The organism is Polaromonas aquatica, from assembly GCF_042659145.1.
Taxonomy (GTDB): domain Bacteria; phylum Pseudomonadota; class Gammaproteobacteria; order Burkholderiales; family Burkholderiaceae_C; genus Polaromonas; species Polaromonas aquatica.
The window spans coordinates 1-12,876 of the sequence record NZ_JBHSRS010000081.1 but is presented as its reverse complement, the minus strand read 5'-3'; the positions used below and the strand labels follow the sequence as shown (position 1 = coordinate 12,876).

At 62.2% G+C, this 12,876-nt stretch carries 13 protein-coding genes; 6 read left to right on the top strand and 7 right to left on the bottom strand.

Annotated features, from left to right (window positions below):
* Positions 1–31: 31 nt before the first annotated feature.
* The 3 genes from ACFQND_RS16860 to ACFQND_RS16850 all read left to right on the top strand — a co-directional run bounded on the left by ACFQND_RS16860 (position 32) and on the right by ACFQND_RS16850 (position 2,118).
* Positions 32–556, top strand: coding sequence for a phosphoribosyltransferase (locus tag ACFQND_RS16860; RefSeq protein ID WP_371435342.1), 525 nt, complete (start codon positions 32–34; stop codon positions 554–556).
* A gap of 144 nt (positions 557–700) precedes the next feature.
* Positions 701–1,909 carry a PLP-dependent transferase gene (locus tag ACFQND_RS16855; RefSeq protein ID WP_371435343.1) on the top strand — a complete coding sequence of 403 codons (1,209 nt, stop codon included), beginning with the start codon at positions 701–703 and terminating at the stop codon, positions 1,907–1,909.
* A gap of 20 nt (positions 1,910–1,929) precedes the next feature.
* Positions 1,930–2,118 carry a hypothetical protein gene (locus ACFQND_RS16850; RefSeq protein ID WP_371435344.1) on the top strand — a complete coding sequence of 63 codons (189 nt, stop codon included), beginning with the start codon at positions 1,930–1,932 and terminating at the stop codon, positions 2,116–2,118.
* A 166-nt stretch (positions 2,119–2,284) separates the two neighbouring features.
* On the opposite strand, the gene mnmH is transcribed toward ACFQND_RS16850, so the two are convergent.
* Together mnmH and ACFQND_RS16840 are read right to left on the bottom strand one after the other, a co-directional pair.
* The gene (mnmH, locus tag ACFQND_RS16845; RefSeq protein ID WP_371435345.1) at positions 2,285–3,340 is read right to left on the bottom strand and encodes a tRNA 2-selenouridine(34) synthase MnmH; all 1,056 of its coding nucleotides are present in this window, start codon (positions 3,338–3,340) and stop codon (positions 2,285–2,287) included.
* Positions 3,337–3,987: an arylesterase gene (locus tag ACFQND_RS16840; RefSeq protein WP_371435391.1), complete on the bottom strand. Its 651-nt coding sequence runs from the start codon at positions 3,985–3,987 to the stop codon at positions 3,337–3,339. The genes mnmH and ACFQND_RS16840 overlap by 4 nt, the downstream gene beginning before the upstream one ends.
* A gap of 91 nt (positions 3,988–4,078) precedes the next feature.
* Here ACFQND_RS16840 and ACFQND_RS16835 point away from each other — a divergent pair, with 91 nt between their 5' ends.
* On the top strand, positions 4,079–4,810 hold the full coding sequence (locus ACFQND_RS16835) for an ABC transporter ATP-binding protein (protein ID WP_371435346.1): 732 nt from the start codon (positions 4,079–4,081) through the stop codon (positions 4,808–4,810).
* 61 nt (positions 4,811–4,871) lie between these two features.
* Here ACFQND_RS16835 and ACFQND_RS16830 read toward each other — a convergent pair whose 3' ends face one another.
* Together ACFQND_RS16830 and ACFQND_RS16825 are read right to left on the bottom strand one after the other, a co-directional pair.
* Positions 4,872–6,983 carry a protein kinase domain-containing protein gene (locus tag ACFQND_RS16830; protein ID WP_371435347.1) on the bottom strand — a complete coding sequence of 704 codons (2,112 nt, stop codon included), beginning with the start codon at positions 6,981–6,983 and terminating at the stop codon, positions 4,872–4,874.
* Positions 6,984–6,990: 7 nt separating this feature from the next.
* Entirely contained in the window at positions 6,991–7,863 is an 873-nt protein-coding gene (locus ACFQND_RS16825) for a c-type heme family protein (protein WP_371435348.1), read from the bottom strand.
* 128 nt (positions 7,864–7,991) lie between these two features.
* Here ACFQND_RS16825 and rlmB point away from each other — a divergent pair, with 128 nt between their 5' ends.
* Complete coding sequence (rlmB, locus tag ACFQND_RS16820; RefSeq protein ID WP_371435349.1) at positions 7,992–8,741, top strand: 23S rRNA (guanosine(2251)-2'-O)-methyltransferase RlmB; 750 nt, start codon at positions 7,992–7,994, stop codon at positions 8,739–8,741.
* A gap of 59 nt (positions 8,742–8,800) precedes the next feature.
* Positions 8,801–9,640, top strand: a complete 840-nt coding sequence (locus ACFQND_RS16815; RefSeq protein ID WP_371435350.1) for a prolipoprotein diacylglyceryl transferase family protein — start codon at positions 8,801–8,803, stop codon at positions 9,638–9,640.
* A 25-nt stretch (positions 9,641–9,665) separates the two neighbouring features.
* Here the strand turns inward: ACFQND_RS16815 and ACFQND_RS16810 are convergent, their stop codons facing one another.
* The 3 genes from ACFQND_RS16810 to ACFQND_RS16800 form a co-directional block, all read right to left on the bottom strand.
* Positions 9,666–10,262 (bottom strand): chromate transporter, encoded by a 597-nt coding sequence (locus ACFQND_RS16810; RefSeq protein ID WP_371435351.1) that lies wholly within the window; start codon positions 10,260–10,262, stop codon positions 9,666–9,668.
* A complete protein-coding gene (locus tag ACFQND_RS16805; protein WP_371435352.1) occupies positions 10,259–10,843 on the bottom strand; it encodes a chromate transporter in 585 nt (194 codons plus the stop codon). Before ACFQND_RS16805 ends, ACFQND_RS16810 begins: the two co-directional genes overlap by 4 nt.
* A gap of 154 nt (positions 10,844–10,997) precedes the next feature.
* On the bottom strand, positions 10,998–12,876 hold a 1,879-nt coding region (locus ACFQND_RS16800; protein ID WP_377414192.1), incomplete at its 5' end, for an autotransporter family protein.

Genomic DNA, 12,876 nt, shown 5'->3' with positions numbered 1-12,876 from the left:
CGCGAGCAGCTATTAATTCAGGAGCATACCTATGTTGACCGAAGACGGCAAACATCTTTACGTCAGCTACGACGAATACCACAACCTGATTGAAAAACTGGCGATCAAGATCCACCAGTCAGACTGGCAGTTCGACACCATCCTGTGCCTGGCGCGCGGCGGCATGCGCCCGGGCGACATCCTCTCGCGCATTTTCGACAAGCCGCTGGCCATCATGTCGACCAGTTCCTACCGCGCGGATGCCGGCATGACGCAGGGCAACCTCGATATTGCCCGTTTCATCACCACGCCCAAGGGCGAAATCGCCGGCAAGGTGCTGCTGGTCGACGACCTGGCCGATTCGGGCCACACGCTCAATGCGGTGATCCACCAGCTGCGCAACAACTACAAACCGATCACCGAGCTGCGCAGCGCCGTGATCTGGACAAAGGGCGTTTCGACTTTCCAGGCGGATTACTCGGTTGAATTGTTGCCGACCAATCCATGGATTCACCAGCCCTTTGAGGGCTATGACTCGCTGTCGCCAGCGCAGCTCATGGCCAAATGGAAGATATAGGCCCCCGCGCTTTTCACTGCGTGTAATGCGCTGCCCCCCCCCCGAGGGGGCAGCTGCGCCTGCGGCCCGGCAAAGCCGGTTCCGCGGCCCCTGCTTTTATGCAGCAGCCCTTCAGTGCGCAGGGCTTGCCGTTAACATGCGGGCATGAGCGATTCATCCAAGCACCTTTCCACTGACCTGATTCACCATCCCTACAAGCCGCCGGCCGGCTTTGAAGCCATTCCGCCGGCGGTTCACAAAGCCTCGACGGTGATTTTCCCAAGCGTGGCCGCCTTGCGCGCCAGGGACTGGAAACACAAGACCGGGTACACCTACGGGCTGCACGGCACGCCCACCACGTTCACGCTGGAAGAGCGCATTGCCTCACTCGAAGGCGGCAAGTTCTGCACCCTGGTGCCCAGCGGCCTGGCGGCTGTGGTCCTGGTCGGCATGGCTCTGCTCCGCGCCGGCGATGAGGTGCTGATTCCCGACAACGCCTACGGCCCCAACAAGGCCTTTGCACAGGGCGAACTGGCGGCCTGGGGCATTACCCACCGCATGTACAACCCCATGGACCCGGCCGACCTGGCGGCCAGGCTGGGCCCCAAAACCCGGCTGGTCTGGCTGGAGGCGCCGGGCTCCATTACGCTGGAATTCCCCGACCTGCCCAAGCTGGTGGCGGCGGTCAAGTCGCACCCGCAGGCACATGCCCAGGGCATTGTCACGGCGCTGGACAACACCTGGGGCGCGGGTGTGGCGTTTAATGCCTTTGACCTGGGCGTAGACATCTCTGTCCAGGCCCTGACCAAATACCCCAGCGGCGGCGCCGATGTGCTGATGGGCTCGGTGGTGACCAACAACGAGTCGCTGCATCATTTGATGCACTTTTGCCATATGCGCGTGGGCTTTGGCGTGGCCGGCAACGATGCAGAACTGGTCTTGCGCGGGCTTAACTCCATGGCGCTGCGTTACGCCGCGCAGGACGCCGCCACGCGCGTTCTGGCAAGCTGGCTGCAGCGCCAGCCGCAGGTCGCGGCCGTGTTGCACCCGGCGTTGGCCGGTTCACCCGGACACGAGGCGTGGAAACGCGATTGCAGCGCGGCGGCCTGCCTGATGAGCATTGTTTTCCGGCCGGAATTCAGCCAGGAGCAGGTCGACCACTTCTGTGACAGCCTCAAGCTGTTTAAACTGGGTTACAGCTGGGCCGGCCCCATGAGCCTGTGCGCGCCCTATGACATACCTGCCTTGCGTACCACCACAACATGGCCGCACAAGGGCGGCCTGGTGCGGTTTTCTGTGGGTCTGGAGGCCGTACCGGATTTACAGGCAGACCTTGCGCAGGCGCTGGCAGCGATGCAGTACAGTAAGGGTTAAATATTCATGAAAGCACTCTAGTGGCCACTCCCAATTATTCCTACGAAAAACGCCAGAAAGAGCTCGCAAAAAAGCGCAAAAAAGAAGAAAAACTCAAGCGCAAGGCTGAAGGCAAACCGGACGAGCCCGACGATGCGAATGAGGACGGCAGCGGTGTTGACTCACCAGACGGCCAGCCCGCAACGCCCCCCGCCGATCCTGCGGCCTGATTTTCCTCTCTTGAGGCCATTTTTATCGTCAAATAGGGCTTAGGCCCCCGTTCCACAAGCGCAACCAGCTATAGTTTTAATAGCGGTTCAAAAACAGAAAAAGCCCCTGAAGACAGCAGACGCTGTTTTCAGGGGCTTTTTGTTTTTGGGTGCTACCCGGCCGGTATCAGCTGGAAGGCAGGCTTTGCGCCAGCGCCTGCATGGCCTCCATGCTGCGGTTTTGCGGCTGCAGCACGGTGGCTTGCGGGTACAGGTCAAAGTTGCGTTTGATGGACTGCAGGTAAACCGGGTCGTAATGTTTGACGAGCAGTTCCCGCACCACGCTGGCCACGTCGCCGCTGCGTGAGCGCGCCTGCCAGTCCTTGACGGTTTCCTTGCCGCGGGCCTGGACCAGGGCTTCCAGGCGCTCGCAGAAGAACTCGATATCGCGGACAAAAAAATCGTAGTCCTCCAGCAGCAGCGCGACGCGCTCGTCTTCCGGCAGGTCCAGCTGCAGGCAGGGCGCGCTGCGCATGGCGGTGACCAGTCCTTCGGGAATCGCCACGTTGCCGACTTTTTTGCTTTCGCTCTCGATGTAGACCGGCCGCGCCGGATCAAAGCCGCGCAGGGTGGCCCAGATCAGGCGGTCAAAAGCCTTCTGGGTAGGCTGGGCCTGGCCGGGAATCATGCCCAGCACCGAGCTGCGGTGCCTTGCCAGGGCTTCGAGGTCCAGCACTTGTGCACCCTGGGCATGCAGCGCCTGCAGCAGGCGGGTCTTGCCGGAGCCCGTGGTGCCGCAAATGACGCGGTAGCTGTAGCGGGCTGCCAGTTGCGGCAGGTCGGCCACCAGGGCGGCCCTGAAGGCCTTGTAGCCACCCTCGATGACGGTTACGTTGAAACCGATCTGGTCAAGAATCAGCGCCAGCGAACCGCTGCGCTTGCCGCCGCGCCAGCAGTACACCAGCGGCTGCCATTCCCGGGGTTTGTCCAGCACCTCACGGCGGATGTGCTCCGCGATGTTTTTGGCGACCATGGAGGCCCCGAGCTTGCGTGCTTCAAACGCGCTGATCTGCTTGTAGTGCGTGCCGACGATCTTGCGCTCCTCGTCGTTCAGGCTGGGCCAGTTGAGGGCGCCGGGCAGGTGGTCCTCGGCGTATTCGCCTTCGCTGCGCGCGTCGATCACATTGGAGAAATCACCCAGCCTGGTCAGGGCCTCGGCGGCTGAAATATGTGCAAGGCTCACTTGATAAGTTTCTTCAGTTCAGGCCATACATTGGCCAGCATTTTGGGTTGCGATTGCTCGTTGGGGTGTATGCGGTCGGCCTGGAAGTGGGCAGCCGAATCGTCCACATCGGCAATGCCTTTGAGAAAAAACGGCACCAGTGCCACTTTTTCCGCCTTGGCCACCTTGCCAAACAGGCCGGAGAAGGTCGCTGCGTAGGCGCCGCCGTAGTTGGGCGGCACCTGCATGCCGACCAGCAACACCTTGGCGCCGGCTTGTTTGGCGGCCTGTGTCATGGCGGTGAGGTTGTTTTCCGTCATGTCCAGCGGCAGGCCGCGCAGGGCATCGTTGCCGCCCAGCTCGATCACGACCACGCCGGGTTTGTGTTGCGCGAGCAGGGCGGCCAGGCGGGAACGGCCGCCCGATGTGGTGTCGCCGCTGATGCTGGCGTTGACGACCCTGGCAGATTTTTTTTCCTGGACGATCTGCTTTTCAAGCAGGGGCACCCAGCCGGTGCCGCGTTTCAGGCCGTATTCGGCACTCAGTGAGTCGCCGACCACCAGTACGGTGTCCGCGGATGCAGTTGCTGCCGTAGCTGTTTTGGCAGGCGAGGGTGCTTGTGCCCGGCCCAGTGCGGGAAGCAGCAGCAGGCCCGCAGCCAGCAGCATCGCCAGGGGTCTTGGCACCCGTGCCCGCAGCGTGGCCGCAGGCTTGGTAAAGTCGCGGGGACTGATTTTCCAGTTTCCTGATAAGGCTGACATGTCTGAACCTGCGGTTTCTTTAAAGAGTTCGAGTGATGTGAATGGTTCGGTGGGCGGCAGGTCTTCAATTATTTCCGTTGAGCGCGTTTTCAAGTCGGTCACCGACTCGACCGGCACATTGAGCATTTTGCGCGATATTGATTTTGCGCTGGCGCCAAGGGAGACTGCTGCCATTGTCGGTGCTTCGGGCTCGGGCAAAAGCACCTTGCTGTCCATCATTGCCGGGCTGGACACGCCGACGCAGGGCACGGTCTACCTGGCCGGCCAGGACATCTTTGCCATCAGCGAAGACGACCGCGCCGCGCTGCGCGCGCAAAAAATCGGTTTTGTCTTCCAGAGCTTCCAGTTGATGGGCAATTTATCGGCCCTTGAAAACGTCATGCTGCCGCTGGAGCTGTCGGGCGCGGCCAATGCGCGTTCACAGGCGAGCGAGATGCTCAAACGTGTCGGGCTGGGCGAGCGGCTGGGCCACTACCCCAAGGTGCTGTCGGGCGGCGAGCAGCAGCGTGTGGCGCTGGCCCGGGCTTTTGTGGTGCAGCCCGCCGTGCTGCTGGCCGACGAGCCCACTGGCAGCCTGGACTTTGCCACCGGCGAAAAAATCATGGCCCTGATGTTCGATCTCAACCAGGAGCTGGGCACCACGCTGGTCCTGGTCACGCATGACCGTGCCATTGCCTCGCGCTGCGAAAGGCGCATCACCATTGAAGCCGGCCAGCTTGTTCCGGATTGATCGTTAAAAATAGCCACCCCCGGCGTGGGGCAAGCGCAACCAGCTATCAATAAGATAGCGGTTACTGGATATTCTGCATTGCGGCCAGTAGCTTTGTGCGGTCTGCAGGGCGGTCCACATGGCCGGCCAGGGCCTGCTGCAGCGCCTGCAGCGAGACGTGTTTTGCAGCTTCCTTTTTGACGATCATTTTTGCCAGCGGCCCTATGAACTGGCTCAGTGCCCGTTCCAGCTGCAGCAGTTGTGCAGTGCTGAAATAGGGCGACGACAGCGGCAGGGACATAGGCCCCGACTGCCCGCCGGCCGATGTCTCGGCATTGGCATGCAGGCGGCTCAATGAGGTGCCGGCGCCGGGTCGGCTGGCCGTATCGAACGGCGGCTGGGTCTTGTGGCTCTTTGGGGTGACAAACAGCGTGCGCGCACGTGGGTCGGGGATGGACACCGAAAGCAGCTCCCGCAGGCCCTGGGCACTGACGGCGCGCGGCATGGCCTTTTTGAGCAGCACCCTGGCCAGCGGGCCGATCAGCCTGGCGAGCTCGGCTTCCATGTCGGCGGCCAGCTCTGGTGTGAGCGAGGCCAGCGCCGCATACGATGCGGTGTTTTCAAAAGCGTCGACGCTGCTTGCAGGCGGCCTGGGCGGAGCGGTTTGCGGGTCCAGCACGGCGTAGATATCGTGCGAGCGCATGTGTTTGTCCAGGTGCGTGCCCAGCGGTTTGAACTGGCTGTCGGCCAGGTCCGTGATGCGCGAAACCACGTCGTAATAGGCGCGCGACGCCACGATCTGGTTGGCCTTCGCGAAATCCATGATGCGTTGCGCCACATTGATGCCGTCGCCGACCACGCCGACGCGGTTGTTGCTGTCAAACACCATGCGGATAGGCCCCAGGTGCAGGCCTGTGCGTATCGCCAGCGCCCGTCTGTACTTCTGCAGCAGCAAACTACGCAGCAGCAGCGCTGATTGCAGGGCTTCCTCGGGGTCAGCCAGAAAGCAGACTGCCGCGCCTTCGCCGGAGTCGATCACGATGCGGGACGACTCCGGCAGGCCTTTGAGCGCCTTGGCCAGCAGCTCGTTGAAGTGTGTTTTTGCGGCAGCCTGCTGTTTCTCCGGATAAGCCGAATAAGCCACCAGGTCCAGGAACATGATGGTGCCCAACATGTTTTTGGGCTGCTCGTCGGACGGCCTGTGCGCAAAAGCGGGCGTGTCGGCGGCAAAGGCTGCAGCGACCTTTGCCTCCCCCCCCGGGGGCGAAGTCCGGTTTGCCGGACCGGTAAGCGCCGCACGAAACCCGGCTACATCCTGCGGCCGCCGGGCTTCATCGGGCTGCATGGCCCAGTCAATGGCGCTGAGCAGCGTTTCGCCGAAAGCCGGGTGGCCGGCATCGACCGCTTTTGGCATGTTGTCCTGCTTGATGCGGGATGCGGACTCCAGCGGTTTATGTCCCGTTGTCATCCAGTACATGACGGCGCCCAGCGAGTAGATGTCGGTCCAGGGCCCCTGTTTGCCCTGCCTGTGGTACTGCTCAAAAGGCGCAAAACCCGGGCTGACGATGCTGGTCATGTCCTGCTCTGCCGAGACCCGGCGGGCCGAGCCAAAATCAAGCAGCACCGGCGAGCCGTCCGCACGTATGTAGATGTTGTCGGGCTTGATGTCGCGGTGCAGAAAACCCCTGCCGTGCACCGCTTCCAGGCCATCCAGCAGCGGGTATACAAGCTGCAGCAACGCTGTCCGGCTGAGCCCTTCCTGCCGGGCCAGCCAGTGCTTCAGCGGGTCGCCGGTTTCGTACTCCATGACGATATAGGCCGTGCCGTTTTCCCGGAAGTAACGCAGCACCCGCGTGATGTTGGGATGGCGAAACGAGGCCAGCGCGCGCGCCTCGTCGAGAAATCGCTCCAGGCCCGAGGCAAATTGCGCGCCGGCTTCGGCATAACGCACCTGCACCGAATGATCGGCCGAGCGTGTGGCCAGGTCGCCGGGGAAATACTCCTTGAGCGCGACAGGCAGCTCCAGGTTGATGTCGCGCGCCAGGTAGGTCAGGCCAAAGCCGCCGCCGCCAAGCAGCTTCTCGATGCTGTATTCCAGCACCTTGTGCCCGTCGGGCAGGGCCGCCGAGTCCGCGGGTGCTGACACGGCCGGCCTGGGCGCGTTGTCCATGACTGGGTAGGTCTGCTCAGCCATGCCGTGCTCAGTCGCCTATCATTTGCATGGCCTTTTCGAGGCTGCGGCGCATGCGGTTGAAAGAGCTGCCCAGCACGGCGACCTCGTCGCGGCCGCCGTCTGTAAACTCGGGCACGTCAAAGTCCCCGGTGCTGACCTTGTCGGCCGACTGCGACATCCTGCGGATGGGCCGCACGATCAGCCAGCTCAGCATCACGTTGAGCACCACAAAGACCACGGCAAATACACCGGCCAGCGAGAGCATGAAGGTCCGGAAGGCGCGGTCGGCATTGTGGATGGGAATGTCCATGGGCACGGTGACGACCTGCGCGCCTATGATTTCGTTGTGCTTCCAGCCAAAGCCATTGTTATCACCGTAGACCTTGATCATGCTGGCCGGTGCATTGCCCGGCACGCTGTGGCATTGCAGGCAGGCGGCGTTGCTGATCTGGATGGGCTTGGCGATGTAGAGCTGGCGACCGGTGCCGCCGTTGCGCTCCGACACCAGTTCCATTGTTTCGGCGTTCTGGCGGAACTGCTGCACCAGGTCTGCTTCCCAGTCGGTCGCCCGGTTACGCGGGTTGGTCGGGTTGAGTGTGGCTTCCTTGTAGCCGTAATCGCGGTATTTTTTCTGCAGCTGGTTCAGGGTTTCTGTAGCGGCGTAGGCCGGCACGCTTTGAGGCAGAAAGACCTCTTCAAGCTGCTTGTCCAGGTGCGGCTTGATCTGCTCGACGGTATAGCTGCGCACTGAAAGTGCCGTGTCCATCATCAGGCGCGCGTTGCGCAGGACTTCTTCCCTGGCGTTGTCCTGCAGCAGCTGGCGGGTGATGTAGCCCGCCGCGGCAAAGCCGGCCAGGAACACGACCACCAGCACCAGATTGAATTTAAGCCTCAAGCCCATGAAATCCCCTTAATCCTCACGGTTCTCATGCCGTAACCTTTTTTTACTATTTTAGGCTGCAGCGGCCGCCGCTCATCGTCTGGCCGCTGCCTGCGGTCTGTTGCGCCTGATGCAGTGATAATCCTGCCATGTCTTCTTCTCCCAAAGTGCTTTTTGGCTTTCATGCCGTCGGTGTCCGTATCAAGACCGCCCCAAAGTCGGTTCTAGAGGTCTTTTTCGACGTCTCCCGCCGTGACGCACGCATGCGCCAGTTCACCGACCGCGCCCGCGAGGCGGGTGTGCGGCTGATCGAGTCCGACGGTTTGCGGCTGGCCAAGATGTGCGGCAGCCATGGCCACCAGGGCGTTGTCGCCCGCGTGGATGCCATGGCCCAGGTCAAGTCGCTTGATGAGCTGCTGGAGCAGCTCGAAGAGGCCGGTATCGCGCAACCCTTGCTGCTGGTGCTGGACGGCGTGACTGATCCGCACAATCTTGGCGCCTGCCTGCGGGTGGCCGACGGCGCGGGTGCACATGCGGTGATTGCCCCCAAGGACCATGCGGCCGGCATCAATGCCACCGTGGCCAAGGTCGCCAGCGGCGCGGCCGAAACCATGCCGTATTTCATGGTGACCAACCTTGCCCGCACCCTGAACGAGCTGAAAGAACGCAACATCTGGTGCATAGGCACCAGCGATGATGCAGAAAAAACAATTTACGACGTGGACCTCAAAGGCCCGGTGGCGCTGGTACTGGGCGCCGAAGGCGAGGGTATGCGCCAGCTCACACGCAAGACCTGCGACGAACTGGTCAGCATCCCCATGCATGGTGCAGTGGAGAGCCTGAACGTCTCGGTCGCCAGCGGCGTCTGCCTGTACGAAGCGCTGCGCCAGCGCCGTTGACGAGTGACGCTAAAGGCATTCAAGGCACGTTTGCCGCGTGCCATGCCGGCGCCTGACGCATGCTGAGCGTCAATATTGGCCCTTTCCCGCTGCCGCTCAGCCAGCTTTTTCTGATGGTTGCGTTGCTGGTGGCGCTGGGCGTTGGCCACCTGGCCGGACGCGGGCAGAAAACGGGCGGCATGGCCAGCACCCTGTCCGACATGCTGCTCGTCGCGCTGCTGGCTGCACGCCTTGTCTTTGTTGCTCTCTGGTTTGACAGCTACCGCCAGGAGCCCTGGTCAATTCTTGATATTCGTGATGGTGGCTTCACCCTCTGGGCTGGGGTGTTGGCGGCCTTGCTGGTGGCGCTCTGGCAGGGAGTGCGCCGTGCAGCACTGCGCAAGCCGCTGGTCCTGGGACTTGCGGCCGGCGCCCTGGCCTGGGGCGGCATGCAGGGCGCGTTAAACGTGATGAACGAGGAAGCGCCAGTGCTACCCACTGTGGTGTTGACGACAGTTGCGGGCGAGCAGGTCCAGCTCGCTGAGCTGGCCGCCGGCAAGCCCCTGGTGGTGAATCTGTGGGCCACCTGGTGCCCGCCTTGCCGCCGTGAAATGCCGGTTCTTGCTGCCGCACAGCAAAAGGAAAGCGGCGTGAGTTTTGTTTTTGCCAACCAGGGCGAAGACGGCGCGGCCGTCCTGCGCTATCTTTCCAGCAGTCAGCTGCATCTTTTTAATGTGGTGTTCGACCCCGCCACCGCGCTCGCGCTGGCTGTCGGCTCCCGCTCCTTGCCGACCACCTTGTTTTATGACGCCAGCGGTCGGCTGGTCGATAGCCACCTGGGTGAGTTGTCGGCTGCTTCGCTGGCCAATAAGCTGCAGCAATTGCGCGCGCCACCAGCAGTCACAAGCCCGCCTCCCTGAAGGGTTTTCGCTAAAGTTCTGCCACTTAAATCAGGCCAAACCAGCCCAGCAGGGCGCCCGCGCCCAGCAGCCACAGCAGGTGAATCTTGCTGCGCCAGACGATGATGGCCGTGGCGGCTGTGAGCAGCCATGTGGGCCAGTTTTGCAGCCAGCTGCCGTCGCCATGGCTGTTGGACGTGGCCAGGATCCAGCTGGTGGCGATCAGCAGGGCCACTACGATGGGGGCCATGCCCTGCTTGAAGGCACGCACTGCCCGCAGCTCGCGGTTGCGGTGGCCCCATTGGGCCGTCACGTAGGTCAGCGTGGTGCTGGGAATCATGATGCCCATCATGGTGGTGAAAACGCCCAGCATCCCGGTCAGCATGCCGCCCGCATTGAGCCCGATGTTCCAGCCGAGCAGGGCGATAAACAGCACGTTCGGGCCGGGTGCGGCCTGCGCAATGGCGACGGAGGCGTTGAACTGCGCATCGGTCAGCCAGTGCTGCTGGTCAACCAGGAAGCGGTGCATGTCGGGCGCCGTCGTGATGGCGCCGCCCACGGACAGCAAGGACAGCGACAGGTAATGAGCAAACAGGGCAAACCAGTCCTGCACGGCCATGACAAGATGTATCGGTTCTGTCATGGCGCGGCGGGCCTGAGCCCCCTGTAGGCCAGCAGGCAGGCCAGGCCACCCAGGCCCAGCAGCACATAGGCCAGCGGCCAGCGCAACAGTGCAACGGCCACAAAACACGCCGCGCCGAAGGCCACGCAGGTACGAATTCCCAGCACATTGCTTTTCAGGGCGCCAAAGAGTTTCAGTCCGGTGGCCGCGATGAGTCCGGCCGCGACGGCACCCATGCCGCGCAGGGCGCCTGCAGCGCCGGGGTGGCTGGCAAAGTGGGCATAAAAAACGCCCAGCAGCAACACCAGCACCAGGGGCACGGTCAGCATGCCGGCAAGCGCCACCATTGCACCTTTCAGTCCGAAGTAGCGGCTGCCAATCATCAGCGACAGGTTGATGACGTTGGGCCCGGGCATGATTTGCGCCACGGCCCAGTCCTCAATGAATTCCTCACGTGTCATCCAGCGTTTTTTTTCGACCAGCTCGCGCTGCACGATGGCCAGCACGCCGCCGAAACCCTGCAGGGCCAGCAAGGTGAACGAAACAAACAGGTCGGTCAGGGATTTGGGTTGCGGATGGTCTTCCGCGGGCAGAGAACTCATGGCTCTGATTATCACTGCTTGCCTGTGTTGCCGCAGGCGGGGAGCTCATGTCGATGCGGCAATTTGCTATTAATAAGATAGCTGGTGGCGCGCACTGTGCGCCGACCAGAGCCTGATTTTGCTTAAAAATCGGGCTCGGAGGGGTATTTTGGACCTACCAGCGCACGCGCAGGCCTAGCAGCAGCGCCAGATTGCTCTGTATGCTGTTGTGCTCGGCCTGTACATCCGCAAACAGATCGAAGTTCTTCCGGATATTGCCCGAAGCACCCAGGCCCAGAATCAAGGTGTCGCGTTTCAGCGCCACACCGGATACCTGGAACGGCGAAGCATTCGCCGCCCCCTGGAACTGCGCCGTCATGGGCGTGTTCAGGTCACCAAACTCATGCGCCCAGATGATGCGTGGTTCAAGGCGGACGCTGCCGGTGTCAAAGCTGGCCTTGGCACCCAGCAGCGATTTGGTCGAGTTAATGGTTTGCCCCGCCACCTGCAGGTTGAGTGCCCCTGCCCCCGTTTCAGTAAACCCGTTGACCTTGTCACGACTCAGGGACAGCGCAGCCAGCGGCTGCAAGGTCCAGCCATTCATGGGCAGGCTGTAAGTCGCTTCGCCATAAGCCGAGAGTGTGTTGCTGTCAAAGTCAGAACTGGCAACCCGGTTCAAGGCACCTACCGTCACAGCGCGGTCCATGTGGTTGTTGTTCCAGGCCAGGCTGGCCGAACCCTTGAAGGCCCACGGCCCGGAAACATAACTGCCATACAGCGCCACGGCGCTGCCGCGAGACTTGCCTGAATTATTGTTGTCAAAGCTCAGGCGGGAGGTGCCGTTGCTGATGGCGGCCCCGACGACCAGACCTTCACGCAGCTCGGTATCAAAGCCGGCGCCCAGGCTGCCATTGCGCAGTTTGCTGGCAGCGGCATTACCATCACTGCTGGTGTTCTGGTAGCCGCCAGAGCCGCGCAGCCAGAAACCCCTGCCTGCATCGTTCTTAGACGGCAGGCTTGAGGAAACATCACCGGCCAGCGAGAACTTTTGCGGTGTGTCAGACTTGGGCGAAGCCAGCAAATCCGACACATGGTCATTGGCTGCCAGAAGAATGGGGCCGCCCGCAAATGAACCGACTTGCGTACTTCCGCTGCTCACCGCGCCCAGCCGTGCCTGCAACTGGTTGCCAAAGCCCGCTGCAAAGCCGACACCCGCATTGCGCAGGGCCACCAGGCCTGCACCGCTGACCGAGTCATAGGCCGCACGCGCCTGATCGGCCGAGAGGCCGGTCAATGTGGTTTGCACCGTACCCATGTCACCTGTAGCGCCGGCATTGGCGTTTTGCAGGGCGGTGGATGTGGCGATCTGGTTCGGTGTGATGGCAACAGCGCTGAAACTGATGTCATTGCGTGCCAGCATGAGCGAGACGGCATTGGCGCCATAACCCAGCGTGGGGGTCAGGAAGGCCAGATTCGACGTGACCCCGGCAAAGCTGCCTACGAGGCCACCGGTGGCATTGAGGATGGTGTAGCTCGTATTGGCCGCATAGCTGCCGGCGCTGGCCTGTATATCCACCGTGCTGCCGGTGAGGGTGGCCGAGCCTGTGACATTGGTGCGGTCATTGTTGCCTGCGGCATCGACTTCCACGCGGTAAGTCGAGCCGGGGGCCAGGGTGAGGCTGCCTGCAACGTTCAGTGTCCCTATCGAATTGCCCGGCGCCAGCACGCCGCCTGCAGCGATGAGGGTGTTGCCCACCGCGCCGTTGCCGCCCAGGGTGCCGCCGTTGTTGACAGTGATATTGAAACCAGTCATTGACCCGTTCATGGACAGCGTGCCGCCGTTGACGTTGGTGGCGCCGGTATAGGTATTGCTGTTGCCGGTCAGGATCAGGTTGCCGTTGCCTATTTTGTTGAAGGCACCGTTGCCGCTCATGACCCCGGCGTAGGTGCCCGTCGTGCCCTGATCGAATGTGACGACGGCGTTGTTGGTGATGTTGCCCTGCAAGCTGGTGGTGTTGCCCTGCAGGGTGCCGGCTCCCACGGTGGTGCCGCCG